The organism is Halobaculum sp. P14, assembly GCF_051195155.1.
Taxonomy (GTDB): Archaea; Halobacteriota; Halobacteria; order Halobacteriales; family Haloferacaceae; genus JBNTKA01.
On the sequence record NZ_JBNTKB010000001.1, the window covers coordinates 274,823 to 301,056 of the forward strand.

Here is a 26,234-nt window from a genome sequence, read left to right on the forward strand (position 1 = left end):
AACGGAGTCGACGCGGGCGGCTGGAGAGGCAGCGGTCACTGGTCGGCTTCGACGGCGCTGGCGGCGCGGATGATGGCGTCTTCGCCGTACTTCGGCCCGACGAACTGCATGCCGACCGGGAGGCCGTCGACGTCGCCGGCGGGCACCGAAATCGCGGGGAGGTTCGCGAGGTTCACGGGCACCGTGTTGGCGTCCATGAGGTACAGCGACAGCGGGTCGTCGAGGCTCTCGCCGCGCTCCGGGGGGAGCACCGGCATCGTCGGCGTCGCGAGGACGTCGGCGTCGCCGAGCGCGTCGTCGAAGTCCTGTGCGACCCAGGCGCGGGCGTCCTGCGCCTTCTTGTAGTACTTGTCGTGGTAGCCGGCGGAGAGCGCGTAGGTGCCGAGCAGAATCCGGCGTTTCACTTCGTCGCCGAAGCCCTCCTCGCGGACGCTGGCGAAGGCGTCGTTCCAGTTCTCGTCGCCGCTGCCGCCGCCGGCGGAGTCGCTGCCGGCGCCGCCGTAGCGGACGCCGTCGAACCGTGCGAGGTTCGAGGAGGCCTCCGACATCGCGATGACGTAGTACGCCTGCACGGCGTGTTCGACCGACGGCAGCGACACCTCGACGGTGTCGACGCCGCGGGCCTCCAGGTCGTCGACAGCTGCCTCGAACACGTCGACGACGGCGTCGTCGGCGCCCTCCACGAGTTCGGTCGGGATGCCGACGGTGAAGCCGTCCACGTCGGCGTCGGCGGCCGCCGCGTACGCCGAGTCGGCGCCGCGGTCCGTGGTCGTCGCGTCGTTCGGGTCCGGGCCGGCGATGACGTCGAGCAGCGCGGCGGCGTCCTCGACGGTCGGCGCCAGCGGCCCGACCTGTTCGAGGGAGTTCGCGTACGCGACGAGGCCGTACCGGGAGACGAGGCCGTACGTCGGCTTGATGCCGACGACGCCGCAGAACGCGGCCGGGTTCCGGACGGAGCCGCCGGTGTCGGAGCCGAGCGCGAGGTCGGCGTCACCGGCCGCGACGGCTGCCGCGGAACCGCCGGAGGAGCCGCCCGGGACGCGGTCGGTGTCCACGGGGTTCTCGACGGCGCCGAACGCCGACGTCTCGGTGGTGCCGCCCATCCCGAACTCGTCCATGTTCGCCTTGCCGACGATGGTGGCGCCGGCCGCCTTCAGGCGCTCGACGACCGTCGCGTCGTACGGCGGCACGTAGTCGGCGAGCATCTCGGAGCCGCACGTGGTGCGGACGCCCTCCGTCGAGATGTTGTCCTTGACCGCGACCGTCGCGTCCGCGAGCGGCCCGTCGTCGCTGCCCTCGACGACCTCCTCGGTGATGAAGGCGTTGTGCGACGCCATCACGACACCTTCGGGCCCTTGAAGAAGCCCTCCTCCGACTCCGGCGCGTTCGCCAGCGCCTCCTCCTGGCTCAGCCCCTCGCGGACCTCGTCGGGCCGCATCACGTTCACCAGGTCCGGCTCGGATTCGACGGCCGGCACCTCGTCGAGCGCCGCGAAGTAGTCGAGGACGTCGGAGAACTGCGACGCGAACGCCGCCGCCTCATCGTCGTCGAGGTCGACGCGCGCCAGGTCCGCGACGTGTCTGACCTCGTCGGGGTCGACGGCGTCGGCCTCGCCGCCGCCTCCGTCGTTCGTCTCGCTCATACCACAGCGGTGCCGCGGCCCGGGAGTAAGGGTTTCGATACCCCCGACCCGCCGCCGTCCCTGTCCGTTCCGCTCGGCCACGGTTCGCCACCGAGACGCGGTCGTTCTCCGGACGGTTCGTCGTGAGGCGGCGTCCGCGTTACGCCGGCCCGCACTCGCGCTCTAGCGCGCTCGCGTGTCCGCCTTCCCGGTGCCAGCAGACATAAGTCGCTTGCGGCGCAACACGATATCGTGGAACCGAGTACGGAGAGTTACTGCTCCGCGTCCACGGACCTGTAAACAATGAGTGAGAACGTCCGAAGTCACGCGGGCGAGCGAACGCGTACCGACTCCGAAGAGGAGACCGAGTCGGAGCAGGAGACGCTCGAGTGTCCCGAGTGCGGCGGTCAGCTGGTGAAAGACTCCGAGCGGGGTGAAACGGTGTGTACGGACTGCGGGCTCGTCGTCGACGAGGACGAAATCGACCGCGGCCCCGAGTGGCGGGCGTTCGACTCCAAGGAGAAAGACGAGAAGAGCCGCGTCGGCGCCCCGACGACCCAGATGATGCACGACAAGGGGCTGTCGACCAACATCGGCTGGCAGGACAAAGACGCCTACGGCAACCAGTTGTCGGGGCGGCAGCGCCAGAAGATGCAGCGGCTCCGCACCTGGAACGAGCGGTTCCGGACGCGCGACTCGAAAGAGCGGAACCTGAAGCAGGCGCTCGGCGAAATCGACCGGATGGCGTCCGCCCTCGGCCTCCCGGAGAACGTCCGCGAGACCGCCTCCGTCATCTATCGCCGCGCGCTCGACGATGACCTCCTCCCTGGACGCAGCATCGAAGGCGTCTCGACCGCGAGCCTCTATGCGGCCGCCCGGCAGGCCGGGACGCCGCGGAGCCTCGACGAAATATCGAACGTCTCGCGCGTCGGGAAGGACGAAATCGCGCGGACGTACCGGTACGTCGTCCGGGAGCTCGGCCTCGAAATCCAGCCGGCCGACCCCGAGAGCTACGTGCCGCGGTTCGCCTCCGAACTCGACTTGAGCGACGAGGCGGAGCGACGCGCCCGCCAGCTCCTCCAGACGGCGAAAGAGCAGGGCGTCCACTCCGGCAAGTCGCCGGTCGGGCTCGCCGCCGCCGCCATCTACGCCGCGGCGCTGCTCACCAACGAGAAGGTCACGCAGAACGAAGTGAGCGACGTCGCCAACATCTCGGAGGTCACCATCCGAAACCGGTATCACGAGCTGCTCGAAGCCGAAGAGCACGTCCAGATGCCCTGACTCCGGTTCTGACTCTGATTCTCGGCGGAAAGACGGAGAGTGCCGGAGGCCGCACCGACCCGACCCGGGACGACCTGGTCTGGCGAGAACCGGCCTGACCTGTCCCCTGACTATTCGACGCGCTGGACGTCCTGCTCGATGCGGTTCAGGCTCTGCTTGATGTCGTCGACGCGCTCGGTCTGCTGTTCGTTCGCCACCACTAACTCCCCGATTTCGTCGGTGAGTCCGCGGAGTTCGTCGATGACGTCGGTGAGCATCGTCGCGGCCTCCTCGGCGCTCGCCGCCTGGTCGTCGGTCGCCTCCACGATCTGGTCCATGCCGTCGACGGTTTCGCTGACCGCCTCCCGGATTTCCGCTTGATTCTCGCCGAGTTCCCGGACGCGCTCTGCGGTGTCCTCCACCCGCTCGCCGGTCGCCTCGACGCTGTCCGTCGTCGCCTCGATGGTCTCTGCGACCTCGGTGACGATGCGTTCGATCTCGTCCGCCTCCGCTTTCGACTGCCCGGCGAGGTCTTTGATCTCGTTCGCGACGACCGTGAATCCGCCGCCGGCCTCCCCCGCTCTCGCCGCCTCGATGTTGGCGTTCAGCGCGAGCATGTCGATCTGTTCGGTGATGTCGTCGATGCCGGCGACGATCTTGTCGATCTCGTCGAGTCGGTCCTGTAGCGCCGCGGTGTTGTCGGCGAGGTTCGTCGTCGCCTCGGTGACGGCGTCGACGTCCTCGACGACCTCGTCGGCGGTCTGTTCGGACTCGCGGGCGAGCCGTTCGGCGTCCTTGCTGCGGGCGCTCACCTCCTCGGCGCTCGCCGCGATTTCCTCGATTGTCGCCGACAGCGTCTCGACCTCCGTGCCGACCTCCTCGAGGTTCGACATCTGTTCGCGGGCGACGTCGTCGATCTCCTGTGAGCCGTCCGCGATGCTCTGTGTCGCCGTGTGGAGTTCGTCGATGGCGTCGTCGACCTCCTCGGCCATCTGCTCTTGGAGGTTCTGGATGGCTCTGCGCTGCTCGACGATTTCGGTGACGCGGTACACCATCTCGAAGGCGCCCTCGATTTCGCCGTCCGGGCCGCGCAGCGGCGTGCCGGACGCCTGGACGTGCCACCGTTCACCCTCGTCGTTCTCGCTGCTCCGGACGGAGTTCTCGCTGACCGTCTCGCCGGTCCTGACGATCTGCTCGGCGAGCGTCTCGGCTTCCCCTTCGGTCTTGATGACCTCGTTCGCCTGCTTCCCGACGACGTCCTCGGCCGCCATCCCCGAGAGGTCCTCGTGCGCCTCGTTCCAGTGGGTCAGGGTGCCGTCCGCGTCGGTCACCAGAATCGGCTCCGGGAACGAGTCCAGCAGCGACTCGAACATGTGGCGCCAGTAGTCGCGCTCCTCGCGGAGCGCCTCGGTGGTCTCCGCGTCGTCGGCTCCGTCGTACAGCGATACGTCCGCGTTCGCAGTGTGTTTCGGTACGGTCATTCGTTCCAGATTCGGTGGTTTGTCACGTCGTACTCCCCGGGTGTGGCGGCGTTCGACGGCTGCCGACCCTCCGCGGGCGGCCGCGTCGTCGCGGCGGTGCCACGCGCCTTTGCGTACCCGCGAGAGCCAACCTACAAGAACGCTCCGGCGAAATTATCGGGATTGAAAGAGAGTGGAATCATCACCGGCGGCCGACCCCCCTCCCTCCGATGTTGACCCGGACCGGCCGCGGTGAACCGATAGCCACATCGGGTGCGCTGTCCGACCCCGGGTGTGGAAACCACACGTCACTTCACCGCGACGGCGTATCTGGTTCACGACGGCGCCACCGCGCTTCACCGCCACCCGCGGCTCGGAATCCGGATTCCGCCCGGCGGCCACGTTGACCGCGACGAACTCCCGCACGAGGCCGCCCTCAGAGAGGCGAGAGAGGAGACCGGGCTGGCGCCGACGCTCGTCGACGACACCGACGGCGTCGCGGCGCCCGCCGGCGAGTCGCTCCCCGACCCGCGGCACACGATGCTGTACGACATCAACGTCCACGGCGACGGCTCGGTCGGCCATCAGCACGTGGACTTCGTCTTCTTCGCGAGCGTCGAGCACCGCGACGTCGACCCGGCCGGGTCGGACGAAGCACCGGCAGACGCGTGGTCCTGGTACACGCCGGCTGACCTCCGCGCCGACGACCTGGACGGCGACACCGTCGAAATCGGCCTGGAAGCCATCGACGCAGTCGAGTCGAGCCTGTCGCGGTAGCGCCGACTCCAGATTCAAGTAGGAAGCCGCGGCCAGACGCCCCGTGAACTGAGAGCCGTCGGCCGACGGCCCACGGGTGTGCGGTGCACCGCCGGCCGGAGCGACGCCGCGCACCGCCTGTCAGCCTTCCGTCAGCAGCGACTCGACGTACTTGCCGACGTGGTTGTCCATCCGTCGCTTGAACCCGGCCTGCCGAGCCAGCCGGTCGAGTTCCCGAGAGACGTACGTCCCGTACTGAACGGCCTTCTTGTCCGCGGCCCTGACCGACTCCGGAACCAGCCCGTCCGCCGCGCGGCGGAGCGCCACCTTCCGTTCGTCCGGAGTCGCGATGCAGTCGGCGGGAAGCCGTCCCGCGACGTCGACCACGCGGTCGTGCAGCAGCGGCGCCACCGGTTCGACGCCGGCCGCCCGGAGCGTCAGCACGTCGCGCTCCAGTTGGTCCGGGAGCGTCAGCACCGTCTCGCGGCGCGCTCCGCGAACCGTGTCCGCGTCGACGCGGTCGTCCGTCGCCGGGTCGACGACCTTCGCGTAGCCGCCGAACAGCTCGTCCGCCCCCTGCCCGACTGCGAGGCGGTCGTAGCCGTCGGCGGCGACGCGCTCCGCGACGAGAAACAGCGGCAGCGCGATCTGGACGTCCATCGGGTTCCGCCGGCCGGTCGCCCGAACGATTTCCGGGACGGCGCGTCGGAGGTCCTCGTGTCCGAGGTCGACGACGCGGAGGTCGCGGTTCATGGCCGCAGCCGCCTCGCGTGCCGCCGCGACGTCGTGGCATCCCTCGAATCCCGCGACGTACAGCGGCGCGTCCGGAACGCCGGCGGCGACGACGGCGGAGTCCACGCCGCCCGAGAACGCCACGGCGACCCCGTCGGCGTCGACCGACCGGACGCTCGCCCGGACGGCGTCTCTGACCGCAGCGAGCGCGTCTTGGTGCGCCGACGGCTCCGGGTCGGGGAGTGACCACACCGCCCGCTCGGTCGCGCCGTCACGGACGTGGCCGGCGGGCACGGCGACCGGTGCGCGCAACGCGGTCGGGTCGAAACTCCACGATTCAGGGGACTCGCGGTCGGAGAAGACGGGTCGGCGGCCGAGCACGTCGCGAACGAGTTTTCCGTCGAGTTCGCCGGCGAACCCGGCGGTTCCCGGAAACGGGTCGCGCGAGCCCAAGGCGTCCCGGACGACGCCGGGGGCCGCGCCGTCGACGTCGGTCACGGCGACAGGAACTCGTCGACGCGGCGCTTGACGCGGCGTTTCGCGCCGCCGGCGGCCTGCCGGAACGAGATGTACCACGGCGTCCGCTTCCCGACGACGCTGGTTCTGCCCTCGCGTATCGCGTCGAGGACGGCGTCGACGCTGCGTTCCTCCGCGCCGACTTCGGTGACCGCCTGCCCGACCATCTCGGAGATGTGGGCGTCGCTCCCGGCCGTCATCGGGACGCCGTGGTCCAGCGCGAACGCCTCGGCCTGCCGGTTCGACCGGCCGGTGAGGAGCCGGGAGTTGTACACTTCGATGGCGTCGGCGCCGGCGAGCTGCTCGTCGGTGACGTGCGGCGCGACGCCGTGCCGCGAACTCTGGAACGGGTGCGGGACGACCGCGATGCCGCCCTGTTCGCGGATGCGGTCGAGCGTGTCGTCGAACGACAGCCCGGGCGGGACGACTTCCTCGACGCCGAACGCCAGCACGTGACCGGCGGCGCTCGTCACCTCCATCCCCGGTATCCCGACGAGGCCGTAGTCGTCGGCTTTCTCGGCGGCTTCGAGGCTCGCGTCGATTTCGTCGTGGTCCGTGACGGCGAGGCCGTCGAGCCCGATGGCCGCCGCCTGTTCGAGCAGCAGGTCGACCGGGTCGCGGCCGTCGTGCGAGAGCGCGGAGTGACTGTGCAGCTCGACCGAAAGCACGTGTGGCCGTAGTCGCAGCCGGTAGAAAAGGTGTCCGGTCCGCCGCGCCACCGGTTCGCACGGGGCACGGTCACTCGCGGGCGCTGCGGAGCGCGTCGGCGACGCGGTCGGTGAGTCCGCTCAGCTTCGACCCGCCGAAGACGGCGACGACGACGGCGCCAACGGCGTCGAACACGAGGTCGAGCAGCGTGTCGTCGATGCTGTACTGCACCAGAATCGGCTCGGCGCCGACGGCCTCGCCGACGAACCGGGCGGCGAACTCGGCGACCTCCCACAGGACCCCGGCGGCCAGCGTGACGACGAGGACGACGACCGACAGGAACGGCTGGGGGAGCCTGATGGCGTCGGAGTTCTCGTCGACCGCGCGGACGACGACGTAGCCCGCGGCGGCGACCATCGTCGCGGACAGCGCGTGCGTCAGGTGGTCCCACCACCAGATAGTCTCGTACGGCCCCGCCATCCCGACGACGTGCAGCACCGCGGCGGCCGTGACGGCGAGCGTGAGTCCGGGGCCGAGCGTCACCCGGAAGTCCCGTCGAAGGACGACCGGGACGAGCGTCACCGCGCCGGCGAGCGCGGCGTTGACGACGAGCGCGACGTTCGCCGTGAGGACGCCGACCGCGAACATCCCGACGAGGACGGCCTGGAGGAGCCTCGCCAGCACCAGACTGACCGGGGCGCCGCCGACGGTGCGAGTCACGGGTGTCGTGTCCGCACCCCGGCGTGAAGAAGTGTGGCGGTCGCCGAGAGGGCTAAGGCCGTCGGTGCCGTAGCGCCGGCCATGATGGCGACGACGCACGCGGCGGTCGGTGCCGCGGTCGGCGCTGCCGCGGCAGCGGTCGCGGCCGCCGCTCCCGAACTGACGCCGGTCCTGCTCGCCGCCGGCGCGGCGGGCGGCGTCTTCCCGGACTTCGACCTGTACGCCGGCCACCGGCGGACGCTGCACTTCCCGGTGTACTACTGGGTGGCCGCAGCGGTCGCCGTCGCGGTCGCCGTCGCGGCACCGTCGGCGCTGACGGTGGCCGCGTCCGTGTTCGTGGTTGCTGCGGCCGCACACTCCGCGATGGACGCGGTCGGCGGCGGCCTCGAACTCCGGCCGTGGGAGGCGACGTCCCAGCGCGCGGTGTACAACCACTTCCACGGGCGGTGGGAGCCGCCGCGCCGCTGGATTCGGTACGACGGAGCGCCGGAGGACCTGCTGCTCGCGGGCGCGGCGACTGCGCCGACGCTGTTCGTCGCCGGCGGCGACCCGGTCGTGGTTCGGGTTGCGCTCGGGGCGCTGGCGGTGTCTGCGGGCTACGTCGCGCTCCGGCGGCCGCTGGCGTCGGTCGCCGAACGCCTCGCCGCCGTGGCTCCGGCGCCGGTCAGGCCTTACGTCCCCGACCGGTTCCTGTAGCCCGTCGCCGCGTCCGCGGCCGCCGACCGCCGCAGCCGAAGACGATAGACACGTCCGTGCACATGGAAAGCCATTTGTGGACAGTTTCTGAACGAACACGTGAATGCCTCTCGCCGATTCGGACCGCGAACTCGTCGTCGCGGAGCTCGGCCGCGACCCGACGCGCGCCGAGGCCGCCCTGTTCGAGAACCTCTGGAGTGAGCACTGCGCCTACCGGTCCTCGCGGCCGCTGCTGTCGGCGTTCGACAGCGAGAGCGACGACGTCGTCGTCGGCCCCGGCGACGACGCCGCCGTGATTGCGGTGCCCGCAGCCGACGCCGACCGCGACGTCGACGAAGCGGGTGGCGTCGACGACGCGAACGGGTCAGACGTGTACATCACGCTCGGCATCGAGAGCCACAACCACCCGTCGTACGTCGACCCGTTCGACGGCGCGGCCACGGGCGTCGGCGGCATCGTCCGCGACACGATGAGCATGGGCGCCTACCCCGTCGCGCTCGCCGACTCGCTGTACTTCGGCGACTTCGACCGCGAGCACTCCCGCTACCTGCTCGACGGCGTCGTCGAGGGTATCAGCCACTACGGCAACTGCATCGGCGTCCCGACGGTCGCCGGCTCGGTGGCGTTCCACGACGGCTACGAGGGGAACCCGCTGGTGAACGTCGCCTGCGTCGGCGTCACGGACGCCGACCGGATGGTGACCGCGGTGGCCGAAGAACCCGGGAACAAGCTCGTGCTCGTCGGCAACGCGACCGGCCGCGACGGCCTCGGCGGCGCCTCGTTCGCCTCCGAGGACCTCGCAGAGGACGCAGAGACAGAGGACCGCCCCGCGGTGCAGGTCGGCGACCCGTACGCCGAAAAGCGGCTCATCGAGTGCAACGAGGCGCTCGTCGACGAGTCGCTCGTCGTCTCCGCCCGCGACCTCGGCGCAGCCGGCCTCGGCGGCGCGTCCTCCGAACTCGTCGCGAAAGGCGGGCTCGGCGCCCGCATCGACCTGAACCGGGTGCATCAGCGCGAGCCGAACATGAACGCGATGGAGATTCTGCTCGCCGAGAGCCAAGAGCGGATGTGCTACGAGGTTCGCCCGGGCGACGTGGCGCGCGTCGAGGCGCTCGCCGACCGGTTCGACCTCGGCTGCTCGGTCATCGGCGAGGTCAGCGAGGGGAACTACGTCTGCGAGTTCGACGGCGAAACCGTCGTCGACGTCCCCGCGGAGTACCTCGCGGACGGCGCGCCGATGAACGACCTCGCGCGGGCGGAGCCGGAGCGGGCCGAGCGCGACCTGCCGGACGCGGACGTCGAATCGGCGTTCGAAGCCGTCGTCGGCCACCCGAACACGGCGAGCAAGCGCTGGGTGTACCGGCAGTACGACCACGAGGTCGGCGCCCGCACCGGCGTGCTCCCCGGCGACGACGCCGCGGTGATGGCGCTCCGGGAAGCCGACACCGGCCTCGCGCTCTCGGCGGGGGCGGAGCCGCGCTGGACCGACGCGGCACCGTACGACGGTGCCCGCGCGGTCGCGCTGGAGAACGCGACGAACCTCGCCGCCGTCGGCGCGACGCCGCTCGCCGCCGTCGACTGCCTGAACGGCGGGAACCCGGAGAAGCCGGCGGTGTACGGCGGCTTCGCGGCCGCCGTCGACGGCCTCGCGGAGATGTGCAGCGACCTCTCGGTGCCGGTCGTCGGGGGCAACGTCTCGCTGTACAACGACTCGCCGGCCGGCCCGATTCCGCCGACGCCGACGCTCGCGATGGTCGGGACGACGCCGACGTACGACGCGCCGGACACCGGGCTCGTCGGCGACGGCGACCTGCTGCTCGTCGGCGACGCCGGCGGCGCGCTCGGCGGCTCCGAGTACCTCGCGCAGACCGGCGGCACCGACGGCTTCCCGTCGCTCCCCGAGAACGCCTCCGACGTCGTGGCGGCGCTCGCGGACGTCGCCGGCGACGACGGGACGCTCGCGGTCCACGACGTGAGCCACGGCGGACTCGCCGTGACGCTCGCGGAGATGGTGACGCCGGACGCCGGCGCCGACGTCGCCGTCGACGACGCCGTCGCGCTGTTCGACGAGACGCCGGGCCGAGCGGTCGTCGAGACAACCGACCCGGACGCGGTGGCCGCGGCGTTCGACGGCGTCGCGTCCGTGGAGCGACTCGGCACGGCGACGGACAGCGGCGCGCTCTCGCTGACAGTCGGAGACGAACAACTCCGGTACGCCGCCGACGACATCGCGGAGCGGCGCGCGGTGCTCGAACGCGAACTCGACTAGTCGGCCGCTCGCGCCGACGCGTCAGTCGAGCACCGAGACGGCCTTCTGCGGTACGTCGACGGTGGTCGTAACGACCGCGCCGTCGTCGGCCGGAATCACGACGCCGAACTCCTCGTCGTGGGTCAGTCCGTGCAGCGTCTCCTCGACGGGCAGGTCGAATCGGTGGACCTGCGGGGCCGCGGTGGAGCCGCGCGGCGGCAGCACGAACTGCGCGGCTGTCCCGGCGTCGCCCAGCGCGACACCGAACACCTGGTCGTGCTTGTACGCGACGACGTCGCGGAGCGTGGCGTCGCCGACGGAGAACCGGCGCCAGCCGTTGGCGTCGCCGGTCAGCACCGTCCCGTTCCCGCCGACGACGGTCGCGCCACCGGGGCGACGCGCCATCCCGCAGTTCTCGTGGCGAAGCACCGGGCCGTGGGAGGCGACGCCGAAGTAGTTCACGTCCGCGTCATCGACGCCGATTCGGCTCCACGACAGGCCGCCCTTCCCCCGGTGGGCGGGGCAGCCGCACGCCTCGAACGCCGCGCCGTTGGTGTCGACGACGTGCATCCCGTGCCGGCAGTACGTGTCGAAGTCGGGTATCGTGGAGCCGCTGCCCGGCGTGAACTGGTTCCAGGTCCACGCGGCCGGCGGCTCGTCTTCGCCGCCGACGCCGACGGTGACGACCCCGGACTCGTCGGCGACGTACACCCGCTTGGTGTCGTCCGCTTCGACCGCCGCGACGTCGGTGACCGAGCTGTCGATTCCGGCGGTCGCGGAGTGGTCGGTGAACGAGCCGTCCTCCGGGTCGTACGCGGCGAGCGTCCCGCCGTCGCCGCCGACCCAGACGTCCTCGTCGAACTGCGTCGTCGCTGCCGCGGTGAGCGTGTGTCCGTTCCCGGTCGGGCCGTCCGCCGTCACCGTCTCCCATCGGTCGGTGTGCCGCAGCACCGTGCCGTCGCTCGCGACGAGGTACGCGTCGCCGTCGCTGCGGGCCGCGTCGGTCAGGGCCGCGTCGGTTGCCGATAGTTCGTGGACCGCGAACAGGCCCTCCTCCGCGTCGGCGTCGTCGCCGCCGTGGCTCGCGGCCGCGGTGCCCGCGACGAGTCCGCCGCCCACCGCGCCTGCCGCGGCCGCTCCGACGCCGCGAAGCACCGCGCGTCGCCCGTAGCATCGGCTCATCGGTTCGGGCGTATCTGGACGAGCCGGTCGGAAAAGGCCGGTGGCCGGCGCGTCGACGCCGGCGCCGTCGGCGACTTACAGCAGGAGCAGCGGCAGTCCGAACGCGACGAGCAGCCCGACGAGCGTGACGACGGCGCCGGTGACGGCGTCGCCCGTCGAGATGTCCTGCATCGGCGACGTGACCCGCTCGTAATCGAACTCCTTGAAGTGCTCGTGCTCGTGGTGGTCGGCCATACCCGAGTCGTCGTCGGGCGGCTACTTAATCGCTCGTGGTTTTCGCTCGCGAGGCTGTTCCGGTCGGCGCCGAACGGCCGGTGGTCGCAGCCGACGGAGCGGCCGCCGGGGGCGGAAACGCTGTGGCAGCCGAAACCGTGAAGCGCCGCAGCGGACTACCGACTCGTAGTGACTCTCACGAAGCGCGTCATCCCCTGCATCGACGTCGACCTCGACGAGAACGGCGACGCGGCGGTCTACACCGGCGTGAACTTCGAGGACCTGGAGTACTCCGGGGACCCGGTCGAGATGGCGAAGAAGTACAACGAGGCCGGCGCCGACGAGTTCGTCTTCCTCGACATCACGGCGACAGCGGAGGGCCGCGAGACGATGCTCGACACGGTGTCCGCGGTCGCCGACGAGTGTTTCATTCCGCTGACAGTCGGCGGCGGCATCCGGACGACCGACGACATCAAAGAGACGCTCCGCGCCGGCGCCGACAAGGTGTCCATCAACTCCGGCGCAATCGCGAACCCGGAACTCATCACCGACGGCGCGGACGCCTTCGGCAGCCAGTGTATCGTCATCTCCGTCGACGCCCGCCGCCGCTTCGACGAGCAGGGCGAACACTACGTGGAGGTCGACGGCGAGTCCTGCTGGTTCGAATGCACCGTCAAGGGCGGTCGGGAAGGCACCGGGCTGGACGTCGTCGAGTGGGTCGCGGAGGCCGAAGCGCGCGGCGCCGGCGAACTGTTCGTGAACAGCATCGACGCCGACGGCACCAAAGACGGCTACGACGTCCCGCTGACCGCCGCGGTGTGCGACACCGTCTCGACGCCGGTCATCGCCTCCTCCGGCTGCGGCGGCCCCGAGGACATGTACGAGGTGTTCACGGAGGCCGACGCCGACGCCGCGCTCGCCGCCAGCATCTTCCACTTCGACGAGTACGGCATCGACGAGGTCAAAGCGTACCTCGACGACCACGACATCCCGGTCCGGCGCTGACGCCGCCCCGATGTCATGCGGAGACGGACCGAGCGAGTAGGTGGCCCGGGATACCAAAGGGACTGCTATCATCCATGAATTTTTAAGCGAAGCTTATTTCTCGGGAGTTCGGGTAGGTTCCGATATGTCGTGGGACTACCGTGTCGACGGAAGCGTCGTGGTCTGGGATTTGACGGGGTTCACCGACCCGTCGGCCGACGACTACGACCGACTCCTCGACCGGTACGAAGCCGAACTCGCTCGGAGCGGCGTCACGGGCACGGTAGTCCACATGCATGACCGCGACGAGGTGTCCGGCGTCACCTTCGACTTCCTGCAGGCGTTCGTGTCGGTGACCGAGGCGGTCGGCGTCGACCGGGTGGCGTGCGTCTCCGAAGGCGACGCGAAAGTCGCCGTGTTCGGCGGGATTCACGACGCGGACTTCGACACGCACGTCGGCGAGGACCTCGACGAGGCCGTCGCGTGGGCGCGCGGCAGCATGGGCGCGGCCGCCCCGAGCGAGGAGTTGGCGGAGCGAAGTCAGACGGACTGACCGGCAGCGACGGCAGACGGACCGGCGCTTATCCGAGCGAGAAATCGGTGTCACGGCCGACCTTCGAGCCGGCGACTCGTCGGTGGAGAATCGCGGAGGACGGAGCGGTTCGCGGCCCGTGATCGACGGCGGTTATGCGGCTTCGGCGAACGCCGCGTCGATGTCGTCGTACAGCGTCGACATGTTCTCGGAGACGCCCTCGGCGGCGGCGCCGAGCGCGTTGAGCGGGTCGACGCCGGACTCGGTTTTGATCGACAGAATCGGCTCGGTCTGACCGCCCGACTGCTCGGGGTTCATGTCGTACGTCGCGGCGGTGACGCCGTCCGTCTGCAGCAGTTCGCCCTTCAGCACGTTCATGAACGTGTGGTCCTCGCCGGCGACCTCGATGCGGAGTTCCTCGTCCGACTTCTCCAGCACGCGCAGTTCCATGTGTTCCGGTTGGCCTGTGACCCGTTTTAGTGTTGTGTTCGACGCCCGAACGGCGAGTCGCGCACGGCTCCGCCTCCGCGGCGCTCCGGCGGCTCAGCCGTCGCGGTCAGTGTTCGACGCCGCGGTCAGCGGCGGCATCGGCGTCGTCGTCGGCGTCGACGTCCGGGAACAGCGCGTCCACGTCCGGGTCGTCGACGGAGAGTTCGTAGTCGCTGCCGGTGCGGTCGGCGACGCCGTGCGATTCGAGGTGGTCGAGGTGGGCGTACGCCTCGCCGGGGCCGTGGAGGATGTGGATGGTTTCGAGCGCGCCGAACAGCCGGTCGCTGACCTCCCACGGCGTCGCCGGGCCGTGGCGGTCGAGCACGTCGACGACGCGGCGCGTCCGCTCGCGGTGGTGGTCGAGAATCTCGGCGGCGCGGCCCGCCGGGTCGCCGATGCGGTCGCGGTGGCCCGGCCACGCGACGTCCCAGTCGCGCTCGACGACGGCGAGCAGGCTGTCGACGTAGGTGGACAGCGGCGCGTCGACTCTGACGTCCGCGCCGCCGACGTTCGGCGTGTACTCCGGGAGGATGACGTCGCCGACGAACGCCTCGCCGGCCGCCTCGTCCGCGAACGCGGACAGCCCGGCGGCGTGGCCGGGAAGGTGGACGGCCTCCAGCGTCCGGCCGTTCACGTCGAAGGTGTCGCCGTCGCTGAACGGCTCGACGTCGCACGGGTCGCCGACGAGGTCGTTGTGGCCGGCGAGGAACGAGTCGAGTTCCTGCCGCGGCTCCTCCGGGATGCCCCAGTCGACGAAGCGGTCGCGCTGCCGGCGGCGTTCCTCGCGGAGCGCGGCTTCGCCGCCCGCGATGAGTTCGGCGTCCGCCTCGTGGGCGTGCAGCGTCGCGCCCGACTCGGCCTGGACGAAACTGGCGAGCCCCGCGTGGTCGGCGTGCCAGTGGGTCAGGAACACGCGGTCGACGTCCGAGACGTCGTGGCCGTGCGCCGCGAGCCCGTCGACGAGCTCCGCCCGCACGTCGGGAATCGAGACGCCGAGGTCGACGAGCACCACCTCGTCGCCTGCGGCGGCGCCTCCGCTGCCGTCGTCGCCGTCGAGCAGGTAGACGTTGTTCAGGCCCTCGAAGTCGGTGTTGTGCAGCCGGATGCGGTTCACGTCGCCGTCTGCGGTCCGCGCTGAAATGAAAGGTCAACATCTGGTCGTTGACACGTATGGCGGCGTGCTCGCCGGCCGCCAGTGGGAACGGCGGCGAGCAGCCGCGGACGGCCGATTCCCATGACGAGTCGTTCGGTCGCGGTCTGACATCGGGACACGAACGGTCGGCCGTCACTGGGTACCACGTGGCGAGGGCGGCAAAAAGCTACCTCCGCGCGACAACACTTGCCCGGCCGGAGACGCGGTGAGCGGCCGGGACGCGGCCGTTTCGCGGTTTCGGTTCGAAAGCCGGACCTCGCGTGACGCCGCCGCAACGGCGCCTCCGCCTCCGCCGTCATCCTGCCGTCACCTGGCCGCGGCGTCCACGGTCGACGCGGACGCGTCCATCACCGGACGATGTACGGGTCGTCGCCGGCGACGAACCGGCCGAGGTCGGACTCCTGGCGGTAGTCGGTGGACCGAAGCGTTTCGAGCGCGTCCACGAGCGCGTCCGCGTCTCCGTCTCCCCACTCCGCGGGGTCCCGAATCGGGATGACGAGCCAGCCGGCACCGTGGATTTCGGTGCCGTGTAGCGCCGGCATGTCGACGTCGGTCTTCCACGCCTGCGCCGTGTACGTCTCGAGGACGTGTTCGGTGGCGCGGGCGCCGACCGGGAGGATGACGTGCGCCGCGATGGCGCGGAGTTCCGCGTCGAAGAAGCGCTCCATCTCGGCGTAGTCCGCAGCGGTCGGGTCGCCGTCCTCCGGGACGCACATGTGGAGGTACGACAGGAACGTCCGGTCGACCGCCGGCTCGTCGCCGGTCGCCTCGAGCAGGCCGCCGCGGACCAGTGCGTCCTGCAGCCGCCGAGCCGCGTCGGTCCCGGTGAACGGCACGCCGGTGTCGACGCCGCCGTGAACGCCGGGGTGGTCGCCGACGACGTGGAAGTCGGCGTTGGCGTCGCCGTAGCCCGGAACGAATCGGGCGCAGTCCGGTCGCATCCCGAACGGGTTCGAGACGCGGTCGGTGACGGTCTCCATGCACCTCCGTACGGTCGGTGCCGAAGATGGGCCTTGCGGTCCCGGCCGAACGGCCCGACGACCCGATTCCCGGCTGAAAGCCCCGGTCGTCCCGCTGTCGCCCCGCCGTCGGCCTGCTGTTGGCCCACTGTCGGTCTACGGCCGTCCCGCCGTCGGTCGCGTGGAATCGGCCGCCGAGCGTCCGGCGGTTTACGACGATTTATCCGCCGACCGGGTGTACGGCTGCACTGGTGACACGGCTTCGTGGTCGAGTTTACGTCCCCGCTCATCGTCGGACTGCTCCTCGATATGACCGGCGCGCTGTTGATGGCCGGCCCGGACCTCCCGCTGGTGCAGCGCGGCTTCGACCCGGAACTCATCGAGGAGGGCCGGAACCGGCTCGTGAACGTCGGCCACCTCGGCGCCGACCACCGCGCGTTCGACGCCGTCATGGGCGTCGTCGCTGACGCCTGGGACGGCACCGTCGAGCGGCCGCCGACCGGGCTGGTCGTCGACGACCACCCGGGGCGGCCCCGGCCCACGATGTGCCTGCTGTACACGGAGCGGCCGGAGACGCTCGACCGGGTCAGCATCCGGACGCGGCTCGACGCCGATGACTTCGACTGGGTCGCGCCCGCGCCGGACGTGTACGACTGGCTCGGCGAGTCCGTGACCGACACGCGGCAGCGCTCACAGCGGTTCCGCGGCGTCGGCGCCGTGATACTCGCCGTCGGCTACGCCATCCAGATCGGGCACTACGTGCTTCCGTGGATTCAGTAGCGACGAGAAACAGCGGTTCGGCGGCCGGTCCGCGGCGACCGTTCGGGAGCTACAGTTCGACGCCGGATGGGATGAGGCTCTCGCGGCGGAGGAGATTCCCGTCGGCGTCGTACACCAGGAACGTCTCCTTCTCGTAAGCGACGAGCGGTTCGCCGTCCACGTCGATTTCGACGCGATACCGGCCGTCGTCGCCGGCGGCGCGGCCGTACTCGCGGGCCGCCCGGATGAACGTCAGGACGTCCTCGGCGTCCTCGTTCAGCTCCAGGACGAAGTCGCCGGTGATGCGGTTCGTGACGCCGACGACGCCGGCCGCGTCCGGGTCCGACTCGTGGTCGCCCTGCAGCCGGAACGCGACGTCCGTCTCGCTGGCGTCGAGCAGGTCGTCGCCGCTTCCGGTGAGGCGCTCGCGGAGGAGGTCCTCGGGCCCGTGAAAGTCGATGTAGACGTGGGGTTTCTCCGGCTGGTCGCCCGTGTCAACCCAGTCGATGTGCTCCACAGCCAGCTCGAAGTAGTCGCGCCTCATTCCGTCTACCCGACGTAGGTGTTTCGCCGGTAAGTACGTAACGCCCCGACAGGTGCCGCTGAGAACGACGACTCGGCCCGCGCCGCTCCCACTGTTTTTATCCCGGCCGCCGTCGCCTGTCCGGTATGGTCTGGGTTCGCTCCGAGTACGCGGGGGAGCTCGCGGTGCTCTCGACGTGGTTCGCGGCGCTCATCCCGTGGAACGTCTTCTACGGCACCGTCGCCGGCGGGACCGTCCTGTTCGTCCGGTTCCCGCTGTTCCAGGTCCGGTACGCCTTCGGGGTGCCGCTGGCCGCGGCGACCTCCGTCGTCGACCCGGTGACCGCCTACCAGTTCCAGGCGGGGACGAGCGCGGGAATCGCCTACGCGGCCTGGCTGGTCGGCGCGGCGGTGTACCTCGCCGCGCTCGGCTTCTCGGTGTACTACTACCGCGAGGAGGAGCGGGCCGAGTCGCTGGCGGTCGACCCGGTGTCGATTCTCGGCGCGCTCTTAGTGACCGCCGGCGTCGTGTTCCTCGCTGCGACCGTGCTGCTCAGCGGCGGCGCGTTCGGCGTCGACCTCGGCGTCGGCGGCGGCTTCCCCGGCACGTCCGCACCGGTCGGCGTCCCCTTCTACGTCGCCTTCGGGGTCGTGCTCCTCCGCGCGGACCGCGTCGCCTAACGGTGTCGGTCAGCCGAATCGGGGGACAGAACGGTACCTTTTCGGCGGACGGCGACGAGGCCGGTTCCATGTATATCGTCATCGTTGGCGCGGGGGACATCGGGACGCCGCTCATCGAGATGGCGACCCACGGGGGGAACGAGGTCGTCGTCGTCGAGAAGAACGCCTCGAAGGCGGAGACGGCCGCCAACGAGTTCGACTGCCTCGTCATCAACGACGACGCGACCTCGAAGGAGGTGCTCGAAGACGCCGGCGTCGACCGGGCGGACGCGCTCATCTCGACGACGGACCACGACGCGACCAACATCATGGTGTGTCTGCTCGGCAAGGAACTGGCGGTGCCGGACATCGTCTCCGTCGTCCACAACCCCGAACACATGGGGATCTTCCGCCGGATCGGCGTCAACACGATGGAGAACCCGCAGCGGCTCATCGCCGAGTACCTCTACCGCGGCGTGAAGCGGCCGAGCGTCGTCGACTTCATGCGGGTCGGCGAGGAGGCGGAGGTGTTCGAAATCCGGGTCGGCCAGGAGGCGCCCATCGCCGGGATGACGATGCAGGACGCAACCGAGGAGGGGCTCCTCGCCGAGGACGTCCTCATCGTCGCCGTTGAGCGTGAAGGCGAGGAGAAGCCGATTACGCCCCGCGGCGGGACGAAGGCGCTCCCCGGCGACACGCTGACGGTCTACTCCGGCCGCGGCGCGACGCCGGAGGTCACCGACGTGTTCGGCCACTACGAGGACCACGCCGACGAACCGGCGTCGATCGCGGACACCGGCGAGGAATGAGCCGCCGACGGACGGTTCGCGGCGTCCCGGCCGACCTCGCGACCATCGCCCGGGACGTCGGGTCGCTGCTCGTGATTCAGGCGACGATGATGACCATCACCGTCGGCGTCGCGCTGCTGTTCCGCGAGTGGTACCAGGCGCTGTCGTTCCTCGTCGCCGGCGGCGTCACCGCCGCGGTGGGCTTCGCGGCGCGCCGAGCATTCACCGAGGCGCCGGCGCCGAAACTGAAACACGGAATGGTCATCGCGGCGGCCGGCTGGTTCGCGACGGCGGTGTTCGGTGCGACGCCGTTTCTGCTGTCCGCGTACGCGACGCCGCAGGCCGTGATGGCCGGCTTCGTCCCGGCCGGGGCGTCCTGGGAGCCGGCGACGGTGTACGGCGCGTCGTCAATGTCGTCGCTGGTGTACTTCCGCGACCCGCTGCACGCGCTGTTCGAGTCGATGTCGGGGTGGACCGGCTCCGGGCTGACGATGGCCGTCCACGAGCCGTCGCTGCCGCGGGCGCTGCAGTGGTGGCGGTCGTTCATCCAGTGGGTCGGCGGCGTCGGCGTCATCGTCCTCACGGTCTCCATTCTCGCGCGGCCCGGCAGCGGGAGCTACGCGCTCTACCGGTCCGAGGCCCGCGAGGAACGCATCCACCCGAGCGTCGTCTCGACGGTCCGGACGGTTTGGAAGCTGTTTCTGGTGTTCACGGTGCTGTCGATTTCGGTGCTGTTCGCCGCGATCGTCACGAGCGACTACGGCTCGAAGCTCCCGCTGTGGCGCGCGGGCTGGCAGGCGGTGAACCACGCGATGACGGGGCTGTCGACCGGCGGGTTCTCCGTCACCGACAACTCCATCGCGACGTACGACTCGCCGCTCATCGAGGCGGTGCTGCTGCCGGTCATGACGGTCGGCGCCGTCGCGTTCCCGGTTCACTACGCCGTGTTGCACGACCGGGACTGGTCCGAGCTGTACGAGGACGTCCAGACGCGCTGGCTGTTCGTGCTGCTCGTCGTCGGGTCGGTCGTGCTGGTCGGACAGAACGCGCTCGCGATTTCCGGGACCGCCGACGCGTTCTCCGGCGGCTGGCTCAACGTCGGCGTCGCGTTCGAGGCGCTGAACGGCGTCGCCGCGACGCTCGGACTCGGGACGCCGTTCCGGTCGGCGGCGGCCGGTGACGCGGCCAGGGACTCGGTGTTTCAGTTCGTGAGCGCGCTGTCGTGCACCGGGTTTCAGTCGGCGCCCATCGGCTCGTGGAGCGCCGGCGGGAAACTGCTCGTCTCGACCGCGATGGTGGTCGGGGGCGCCGCCGGGTCGACCGTCGGCGGCATCAAGATCATCCGGGCGTACACCATCGGCCGCGGCATCGCCTGGCAGTTCCGCCGCGTGTTCCTCCCGGCGAACGCCGTCGTGAACGCGAAGTTCGGCGGCCGCACCCTGAACCGCGAGGAGATGGACCGCGAGTTCGCCGAGGCGGCCATCGTCTCGCTGCTGTGGGTGGGGCTGCTGGCGACGTCGTCGCTGGTGCTGGTGAACGTCGCGGGGCCGACGTTCAGCTACGCCGACGCGCTGTTCGAGGTGGCGTCGGCGCAGGGCAACGTCGGCCTGTCGACCGGGATTACGGGCCCGTCGATGCCGACGCTGGCCGAGGCGATGTTCCTCCTGAACATGTGGGTGGGCCGGCTCGAAATCATCCCGATTCTGGTGTTCGCCCGGTCGCTGCTGTACGGCATGGAACCGTAAGCGGCCGACCGACACACCCCCGTATCAGCCCCGATAATTTGGCCGAACCGCTTTCATAGTCGGCGGTCCTCTCGGACGGTGCGCGGATTTCGCTGGGGTTTCGTCAGAGGCATCACTTGGCAGGAATATTTAGATAGTAATTTTTCATCAGGTCGCGTCTCGAAAAATGTCATGTCCGAGAACCCAGTGACAGCATACCTTGCGCAGCACCCGAAAGCATGCGGTGTCGTCTTCATGACGTGTCTGCTCCTCGCGAGTTCGGGGAGCGCCGCCGCAGTCGGTTCCGCGTTCGCCGGACCGTAACTCAGATTTCGTCGTAGTCGATCTCGTCCGACCACGAGAGTTCGTAATCCAGAATAACAGGAGTTCTGTCCTGCTGAGTAATCGTTCGAAGGCGTTCTCTGCTCACCGTCAGTCGCAGCGGCTCCGACCCGACGAGATGGTGAACTCCACCGTCAGTGAAGAAGTCGACGTAGATGCTGCCGACTCCGTAGTTCCTCGTCGAGTACGCGGAATAGTCTACCGCGAAACCGCCGTCAGCCTTCTCTCGTGAGTCGATGTTCAGAAGTATCGGAGTGCCGCTTTTCGCCTGACACAGCGTGACGCCGGCGTCGCCGACGACTGAGTAGGCGCCGCCGAAGACGTGGACTTCCTTGGCGACGTCGAGGACGCCGTGGAGGTCGAAGCCGTAGTCGAGCAGGCGGGCCATGGTGCGGCCGGTGTTCGTGGCGGTGGTGTTGCCGACGTCCGTCGTCGTGACCAGGCCGCCGATTGCGCCGGCTTCGACGAGCGCCATCCCCTGCCGGTAGGACGCGCAGGCGTTGAGGAGGAACGCCTTCACGCCGGTGTCGTCGACGGAGTCGAGGTCGAGGTAGCCGTCGTCGCACTTCATCCCCTCGGCGTCGACGTGGCCGACGAAGTGGAAGAAGTCGTGCTCGTCCGCGAGCGTCTCCCGCAGTTCGTCGACGGTGAGGTCGTGGACGATGTCGATGTCGAATTCGAGGTAGTCGCGGAAGCCGTAGAGGTTCTCGGTCTCCTCGCGCATCTCCGCCTCGTTGCAGACGACGGTGACGTCGATGACGCTGGACTCCGAGACCGTCTCGTCGAGGCGGCGGCGGTAGGCGCCGACGGTCGGCTTGGAGGCGCCGACCGGGTAGCCGTCGCCGACCCAGATGTGGCCGACGGTGTCGGCCGGCGGCGGGGTCACGACGCGTTCGCCCGCCGGCGACGACTCCCCGGGAACGACCGCGGTTCCGTCACCGAGTCCGGCGGCCGCGTCGTCGGCACCGTCGTCGGCTTCGGACGCGACTGTCGCGTCGCGTATCGCCGCCATGTCGTTGACGAGGAACGGGAGGAGTTCGGCGCTCTCGACCGCCGGCTTCACGTCCGCCGTGAGGTGCCAGTCGAGGACGTCCGAAAGCGGCTCCACCGGAATCCGGAGGTACTCCGCGACCCGTTCGTCGAGCGGGAGCCCGTACAGCCGCGCGGGGTCGACGTCGACGCGTTCTTCCACCACGCGGCGTTCGTGGAGGTCGACGTCGTAGAACCCCTCCGTGCGGACCACGCAGTCGAGGAGGAACACGTGTTCGAGCAGCCGCTGCGCCTCGGTCGCGAGGCGGCCGTCGGACAGCGAGTACGTCTCCCCCGCGGCACGGACCGCCGGGTCGTCTCCGGGGACGACCTCGGCGCCGAGGTAGTACGCGAGCGTCGCCACGGCGTACACGTCGCCCCAGGTCTCGGGGACCGTGATTCGGACGCCGGTGTCCGGCGGCTCGGCGAACTCGGGGACGTCGACGTCGCCCTCGACGTCGCCGCCGAACTCGACGAGCGGCGGGTGGCCGCGCAGCGTCGGGAACGACCGCTCCGGCGAGGTCGTCGCGAGCGCGGAGCCGAACGTCGACACGGCGCGCATCATGCCGCGCGGCGTCTCCGGGACCGTGACGGAGCCGGCGGGGTGGCCGTGGAACGACCGCGCACCGATTCGGACGGTCACCGCTCCGTCGAAGGCGATTCGGGTCCGCTCCCCGTCGTCTTCGACGCGGAACGGCCCCGGGAGCCTGATCGACAGCTTCATCGGCGCCGACGACACCTCGATTTCGAAGGTCCCGTCCGAGACCGACGCGGTGCCGCCGGGCGAGCAGGTGTCGAGCAGCGACCCGTCTCGCCGGACGTACAGCGTCACGAGTTGGTTGAACGCGAGCGTGTCCGTCTCGACGCGCACGGCGCTGTCGACCGGAAACGTGAACTGGTCGGTGTCGGTCGGCTCGGAGGCCGCACCGCCGACGTCGACCCTGAACAGGACTTCCTCGATTCGGTCGCGAACGACGACGTCGTCGCCGTCCCGGTCGAAGGATATCACGGTCGGCGCGTCTCCCGCGTCGTCGGCAGCGTCATCGTCATCGTCACCAGCGTTGTCAGGGATCCGTCAGGAACCTCGACGCCGCAGCGTCTCTCCATCTAATCTATCCTTTCGGAGGTCGGACTAAAACGTTACGCGGCGCGAGCCGACGGTCAGCGACGCCAGTACTCCGGGGTGAGACACACCAGGACGGGCAGGATTTCGAGCCGCCCGAACCACATCAAAAGGACCATGAACAGTTTCGAGACGTTCGAAAACGAGAGGTAGCTCCCCATCGGCCCGACGACGCCGAAGCCGGGGCCGACGTTGCCGAGCGTCGACGCGGCGGCGCTCATCGCCTCCAGCGTCGACAGGTGGAGCCCGACTCTGACCGCGTCGAGGAACAGCACCAGGCCGCCGGCGAAGAACAGGACGATGTAGAGGACGGTGAACGCGTAGATGCCGCGGACGGCGCGTTCGTCGAGCGCGCGGCCGTTCAGCCTGACCGGCCGGACCGCGTTCGGGTGAGCGGTCGTGAACAGCTCCCGGCGGATGGACTTGAGGATGACGTACCACCGGACCATCTTGATTGCGCCGCCCGTCGACCCGGCGGAGCCGCCGACGAACATCGCGACCAGCAGGACGTACTGCGCCGGCTGGCTCCAGGCGTTGAAGTCCATGCTGGCGTAGCCGGTGGTCGTGACGATTGAGACCACTTGGAACGCGGCGTGCCGCACCGCCGGTTCGACGTGACCGACAAGCATCCCGGTCCACTGTGCGAGGTACTGCGCGTCGTACGTTCCGTCCGCCGGCGCGGCGTCGACGAGGCCGCCGCCGGTGAACAGCAGCACGGCGACCAGCGCGGTCAGGACGGCCATGACGCCGCCGTAAAACCGGAACTCCTCGTCTTCGAACAGCCGCCGCGGATCGCCGGTGAGCGCGTGCCAGAACAGCGCGAAGTTCGTCCCGGCGACGACCATGAACGGGATGATGACCCACTGCACCGCCGCGGAGAACGCCTCGATGCTCCGCGCCTCCGGCGAGAACCCGCCGGTCGGCATCGTGGTCAGCGCGTGGGCCACGGCGCTGTACAGCGCCGCAGCGTGGTCCGTTCCGGCGGCGACCCCGTCGAGCGCCGGCGCGAGCCCGCCGAGGTGCAGCCCGAACAGCAGCGTCATCTCCAGGACCGTGAATCCGACGTACGCTCCCCACAGCACCCGGGCGGTCTCGGCGATGCGCGGCGTCAGCTTCTCGATGCCGGGCCCCGGTGCCTCGGCGTCCATGAGCTGTGCGCCGCCGACCGACAGTTCCGGGAGGATGGCGACCGCGAGCACGACGATACCCATTCCGCCGAGCCACTGGGTGAGCTGGCGCCACAGCAGGACGCCGTGGGTGTGGCCGTCGAACGAGATGTCGCCGAGCACCGTCGCGCCGGTCGTCGTGAACCCGGACATGGACTCGAACAGCGCGTTCGCCGGGTTCGCGAGCGTCGAGGCGGGACGGGCCGCGGCGGTGACGCCCGGGACGCCGTGCGCCTCGACGAGGTACGGGACCGCGCCGACGCAGGCGACCGCGAACCACGTCACGGACACCATCAGGAAGCCTTCGCGCGCGCCGAGGTCCGGGTCGGGGTCGAGGCGTTCGAGCGCCGAGCCGACGCCGACGGTGACGGCCGCAGTGACGACGAACGGCGCGACCGGTTCGCCGTAGTACAGCGACACGAGCAACGGCGCGGCGAGCGGGACCGCGAGGTAGCGGAGCACGCTGCCGACCAGACTCAGGCTCGCCCGGTAGTCGACGCGAATCTTCACTGGCGGGGGTGGCGGGCGCCCGCGGTTTGAAACTGCCGCTCCGGCGTCGCGGCCGCCCGGGTCGGCCGTCGAAGACGGGGGGTCGTCGCCGGGCCGTGGGCGGTCATAGCTTCGCCGTGACGCTGTCGGCGACGCCGCTCTCGAAGAAGACGACGACGTGGTCGCCGGGTTCGATGACGGTGTCGCCGCGCGGCACCACCAGTTCTCCGTCGCGGGTGATGGCGCCGATGACGAGACAGTCCGGGAAGTCCTGTATCGACTCCGAGATGGGGCGGTGAGCGAGCGCGCTCTCCTCGTCGACCTCCACCTCCATCACTTCGGCGCGGTCGGACTCGATGATGGCGACGTTCTCGGCGCCGCCCTCGCGGGTGAACCGCGTGATTTCCTCGGCGACGACGGCGCGCGGGCTGACGCCGATGTCGACGCCGACCGTCTCGAACAGCCCGACGTAGGCGGTCTGGTCGACGACGGCGACGGTCCGTTCGACGCCGAGTCGCTTCCCGAGCAGACACGACAGCAGGTTCTTCTCGTCGGAGTCGAGCGTGCTGACGAGCACGTCGGCCTCCCCGACGTGTTCGCGTTCGAGAAAGCCGACGTCGGTCGCGTCCGACTCCAGGACGACGGTCCGCGGGAGTTCTTCGGCGAGCGCGCGGGCGCGTTCGGGGTCGTTTTCGATGAGGCGCGGCGAGAAGCCGCGTTCGCCGAGCAGTCGCGCGATGTGGTAGCCGACCTCGGAGCCGCCGACGATGACGACGTCCTCGTCTTTCCCGATGCTCTCCGCGGGGGCGACGTCGGCGGCGAACGCCCGGACGCTCTCGGGGCTGCCGATGACGACGACGCGGTCGCCGACCTCGATGCGGGTCTCCCCGCGCGGGATGACGACTTCGTCGTCGCTGAGGAGGGCGGCGAACGTCAGCGACTCGAACCGGTCGGCCTCCCGGACCGTCTGGTCGGCTATCGGGCTGTCCGCGACCACTTCGAACTCCGCCATCTGGACGGTGCCTTCGGCGAACGGGTCGACGTCGCGGGCGGCGGGAAGCCCGATGACGCGGACGATGGACTCGGCGGCGAGCAGGTTCGTACACACCATGAAGTCGATGCCGAAGGCGGTGCCGGACCGCTCCCACGTGTGGAGGTACTCCGTGTTCTTGATGCGCGCGATGGTGAACGCGTCGCTGGTCGCCTTGACCGTCGAGCAGGCGACGATGTTGGTCTCGTCGTCGTCGGTGGAGGCGACGACCATGTCGGCGTTCTCGACGCCCGCCTCCTCCAGCGTCGACACCGACGTTCCGTCGCCGTTGACGGTCAGCACGTCGAGCCGGTAGGTGAGTTCGTCGCAGACCTCGGGGTCCTGTTCGACCACGACGACGTCGTGGGCGTCCGCGAGGTCCGCGGCGATCGATTCACCCACCTGTCCGGCGCCGATGATGATGACGCGCATC

26 protein-coding genes are annotated in these 26,234 nt (G+C 70.1%); 11 read left to right on the top strand and 15 right to left on the bottom strand.

From position 1 onward, the window contains the following. Nucleotides 1–35: 35 nt before the first annotated feature. Entirely contained in the window at nt 36–1,337 is a 1,302-nt protein-coding gene (gatA, locus tag ACQUS7_RS01440) for an Asp-tRNA(Asn)/Glu-tRNA(Gln) amidotransferase subunit GatA (RefSeq protein WP_435128583.1), read from the bottom strand. Then, nucleotides 1,337–1,642, bottom strand: coding sequence for an Asp-tRNA(Asn)/Glu-tRNA(Gln) amidotransferase subunit GatC (gene gatC, locus ACQUS7_RS01445; RefSeq protein ID WP_435143907.1), 306 nt, complete (start codon nt 1,640–1,642; stop codon nt 1,337–1,339). The genes gatA and gatC overlap by 1 nt, the downstream gene beginning before the upstream one ends. Before the next feature lie 282 nt (nt 1,643–1,924). Between gatC and ACQUS7_RS01450 the strand changes: the two genes are divergently transcribed. Further along, entirely contained in the window at nt 1,925–2,902 is a 978-nt protein-coding gene (locus ACQUS7_RS01450) for a transcription initiation factor IIB (protein ID WP_435128577.1), read from the top strand. Nucleotides 2,903–3,012: 110 nt separating this feature from the next. Here ACQUS7_RS01450 and ACQUS7_RS01455 read toward each other — a convergent pair whose 3' ends face one another. Next, nucleotides 3,013–4,362 (bottom strand): methyl-accepting chemotaxis protein, encoded by a 1,350-nt coding sequence (locus ACQUS7_RS01455; RefSeq protein ID WP_435128574.1) that lies wholly within the window; start codon nt 4,360–4,362, stop codon nt 3,013–3,015. Between the two features lie 273 nt (nt 4,363–4,635). On the opposite strand from ACQUS7_RS01455, the gene ACQUS7_RS01460 reads away from it, so the two are divergent. Continuing rightward, nucleotides 4,636–5,118 carry an NUDIX hydrolase gene (locus tag ACQUS7_RS01460; protein WP_435143911.1) on the top strand — a complete coding sequence of 161 codons (483 nt, stop codon included), beginning with the start codon at nt 4,636–4,638 and terminating at the stop codon, nt 5,116–5,118. A 120-nt stretch (nt 5,119–5,238) separates the two neighbouring features. On the opposite strand, the gene ACQUS7_RS01465 is transcribed toward ACQUS7_RS01460, so the two are convergent. The 3 genes from ACQUS7_RS01465 to ACQUS7_RS01475 form a co-directional block, all read right to left on the bottom strand. After that, the gene (locus ACQUS7_RS01465) at nt 5,239–6,327 is read right to left on the bottom strand and encodes an asparagine synthase-related protein (RefSeq protein ID WP_435143914.1); all 1,089 of its coding nucleotides are present in this window, start codon (nt 6,325–6,327) and stop codon (nt 5,239–5,241) included. Further along, nucleotides 6,324–7,013, bottom strand: a complete 690-nt coding sequence (locus ACQUS7_RS01470; RefSeq protein WP_435143916.1) for a PHP domain-containing protein — start codon at nt 7,011–7,013, stop codon at nt 6,324–6,326. The genes ACQUS7_RS01465 and ACQUS7_RS01470 overlap by 4 nt, the downstream gene beginning before the upstream one ends. Nucleotides 7,014–7,083: 70 nt before the next feature. Beyond that, nucleotides 7,084–7,713 (bottom strand): hypothetical protein, encoded by a 630-nt coding sequence (locus tag ACQUS7_RS01475; RefSeq protein WP_435143919.1) that lies wholly within the window; start codon nt 7,711–7,713, stop codon nt 7,084–7,086. A gap of 81 nt (nt 7,714–7,794) precedes the next feature. Between ACQUS7_RS01475 and ACQUS7_RS01480 the strand changes: the two genes are divergently transcribed. After that, nucleotides 7,795–8,409 carry a metal-dependent hydrolase gene (locus tag ACQUS7_RS01480; RefSeq protein ID WP_435143921.1) on the top strand — a complete coding sequence of 205 codons (615 nt, stop codon included), beginning with the start codon at nt 7,795–7,797 and terminating at the stop codon, nt 8,407–8,409. Between the two features lie 103 nt (nt 8,410–8,512). Continuing rightward, a complete protein-coding gene (gene purL, locus ACQUS7_RS01485; RefSeq protein ID WP_435143924.1) occupies nt 8,513–10,678 on the top strand; it encodes a phosphoribosylformylglycinamidine synthase subunit PurL in 2,166 nt (721 codons plus the stop codon). A 21-nt stretch (nt 10,679–10,699) separates the two neighbouring features. Here purL and ACQUS7_RS01490 read toward each other — a convergent pair whose 3' ends face one another. Further along, nucleotides 10,700–11,839 (bottom strand): hypothetical protein, encoded by a 1,140-nt coding sequence (locus ACQUS7_RS01490; protein ID WP_435143927.1) that lies wholly within the window; start codon nt 11,837–11,839, stop codon nt 10,700–10,702. A gap of 75 nt (nt 11,840–11,914) precedes the next feature. Further along, the gene (locus ACQUS7_RS01495) at nt 11,915–12,073 is read right to left on the bottom strand and encodes a DUF7550 family protein (protein WP_435128551.1); all 159 of its coding nucleotides are present in this window, start codon (nt 12,071–12,073) and stop codon (nt 11,915–11,917) included. Nucleotides 12,074–12,241: 168 nt separating this feature from the next. Between ACQUS7_RS01495 and hisF the strand changes: the two genes are divergently transcribed. Next, nucleotides 12,242–13,057 carry an imidazole glycerol phosphate synthase subunit HisF gene (gene hisF / locus ACQUS7_RS01500; protein WP_435143931.1) on the top strand — a complete coding sequence of 272 codons (816 nt, stop codon included), beginning with the start codon at nt 12,242–12,244 and terminating at the stop codon, nt 13,055–13,057. 124 nt (nt 13,058–13,181) lie between these two features. Further along, entirely contained in the window at nt 13,182–13,589 is a 408-nt protein-coding gene (locus ACQUS7_RS01505) for a hypothetical protein (RefSeq protein ID WP_435143934.1), read from the top strand. 132 nt (nt 13,590–13,721) lie between these two features. Here ACQUS7_RS01505 and ACQUS7_RS01510 read toward each other — a convergent pair whose 3' ends face one another. The 3 genes from ACQUS7_RS01510 to ACQUS7_RS01520 all read right to left on the bottom strand — a co-directional run bounded on the left by ACQUS7_RS01510 (nt 13,722) and on the right by ACQUS7_RS01520 (nt 16,190). Continuing rightward, nucleotides 13,722–14,018 carry a DNA-directed RNA polymerase subunit L gene (locus ACQUS7_RS01510; RefSeq protein ID WP_435143937.1) on the bottom strand — a complete coding sequence of 99 codons (297 nt, stop codon included), beginning with the start codon at nt 14,016–14,018 and terminating at the stop codon, nt 13,722–13,724. A 106-nt stretch (nt 14,019–14,124) separates the two neighbouring features. Next, nucleotides 14,125–15,171 carry an MBL fold metallo-hydrolase gene (locus ACQUS7_RS01515; RefSeq protein WP_435143940.1) on the bottom strand — a complete coding sequence of 349 codons (1,047 nt, stop codon included), beginning with the start codon at nt 15,169–15,171 and terminating at the stop codon, nt 14,125–14,127. A 386-nt stretch (nt 15,172–15,557) separates the two neighbouring features. Continuing rightward, on the bottom strand, nt 15,558–16,190 hold the full coding sequence (locus ACQUS7_RS01520; protein ID WP_435143943.1) for a uracil-DNA glycosylase family protein: 633 nt from the start codon (nt 16,188–16,190) through the stop codon (nt 15,558–15,560). 243 nt (nt 16,191–16,433) lie between these two features. On the opposite strand from ACQUS7_RS01520, the gene ACQUS7_RS01525 reads away from it, so the two are divergent. After that, complete coding sequence (locus ACQUS7_RS01525) at nt 16,434–16,949, top strand: hypothetical protein (RefSeq protein ID WP_435128533.1); 516 nt, start codon at nt 16,434–16,436, stop codon at nt 16,947–16,949. A gap of 49 nt (nt 16,950–16,998) precedes the next feature. Here the strand turns inward: ACQUS7_RS01525 and ACQUS7_RS01530 are convergent, their stop codons facing one another. Continuing rightward, complete coding sequence (locus ACQUS7_RS01530; protein WP_435143946.1) at nt 16,999–17,472, bottom strand: DUF5793 family protein; 474 nt, start codon at nt 17,470–17,472, stop codon at nt 16,999–17,001. 125 nt (nt 17,473–17,597) lie between these two features. Here ACQUS7_RS01530 and ACQUS7_RS01535 point away from each other — a divergent pair, with 125 nt between their 5' ends. From ACQUS7_RS01535 to ACQUS7_RS01550, 4 genes are all read left to right on the top strand, one after another. Beyond that, a complete protein-coding gene (locus tag ACQUS7_RS01535; RefSeq protein WP_435143949.1) occupies nt 17,598–18,131 on the top strand; it encodes a DUF7549 family protein in 534 nt (177 codons plus the stop codon). 68 nt (nt 18,132–18,199) lie between these two features. Further along, nucleotides 18,200–18,919 (top strand): potassium channel family protein, encoded by a 720-nt coding sequence (locus ACQUS7_RS01540; RefSeq protein WP_435143952.1) that lies wholly within the window; start codon nt 18,200–18,202, stop codon nt 18,917–18,919. Beyond that, nucleotides 18,916–20,643, top strand: a complete 1,728-nt coding sequence (locus ACQUS7_RS01545; RefSeq protein ID WP_435143955.1) for a TrkH family potassium uptake protein — start codon at nt 18,916–18,918, stop codon at nt 20,641–20,643. The genes ACQUS7_RS01540 and ACQUS7_RS01545 overlap by 4 nt, the downstream gene beginning before the upstream one ends. A 171-nt stretch (nt 20,644–20,814) precedes the next feature. Then, nucleotides 20,815–20,946 (top strand): DUF7503 family protein, encoded by a 132-nt coding sequence (locus tag ACQUS7_RS01550; protein WP_435143958.1) that lies wholly within the window; start codon nt 20,815–20,817, stop codon nt 20,944–20,946. Nucleotide 20,947: 1 nt separating this feature from the next. Here the strand turns inward: ACQUS7_RS01550 and ACQUS7_RS01555 are convergent, their stop codons facing one another. The 3 genes from ACQUS7_RS01555 to trkA all read right to left on the bottom strand — a co-directional run bounded on the left by ACQUS7_RS01555 (nt 20,948) and on the right by trkA (nt 26,233). Further along, on the bottom strand, nt 20,948–23,002 hold the full coding sequence (locus ACQUS7_RS01555) for a hypothetical protein (RefSeq protein WP_435143961.1): 2,055 nt from the start codon (nt 23,000–23,002) through the stop codon (nt 20,948–20,950). Nucleotides 23,003–23,154: 152 nt separating this feature from the next. After that, nucleotides 23,155–24,792, bottom strand: coding sequence for a TrkH family potassium uptake protein (locus tag ACQUS7_RS01560; protein ID WP_435143964.1), 1,638 nt, complete (start codon nt 24,790–24,792; stop codon nt 23,155–23,157). 103 nt (nt 24,793–24,895) lie between these two features. Further along, a complete protein-coding gene (gene trkA / locus ACQUS7_RS01565; RefSeq protein WP_435145208.1) occupies nt 24,896–26,233 on the bottom strand; it encodes a Trk system potassium transporter TrkA in 1,338 nt (445 codons plus the stop codon). Between the last annotated feature and the right edge of the window lies 1 nt (nt 26,234).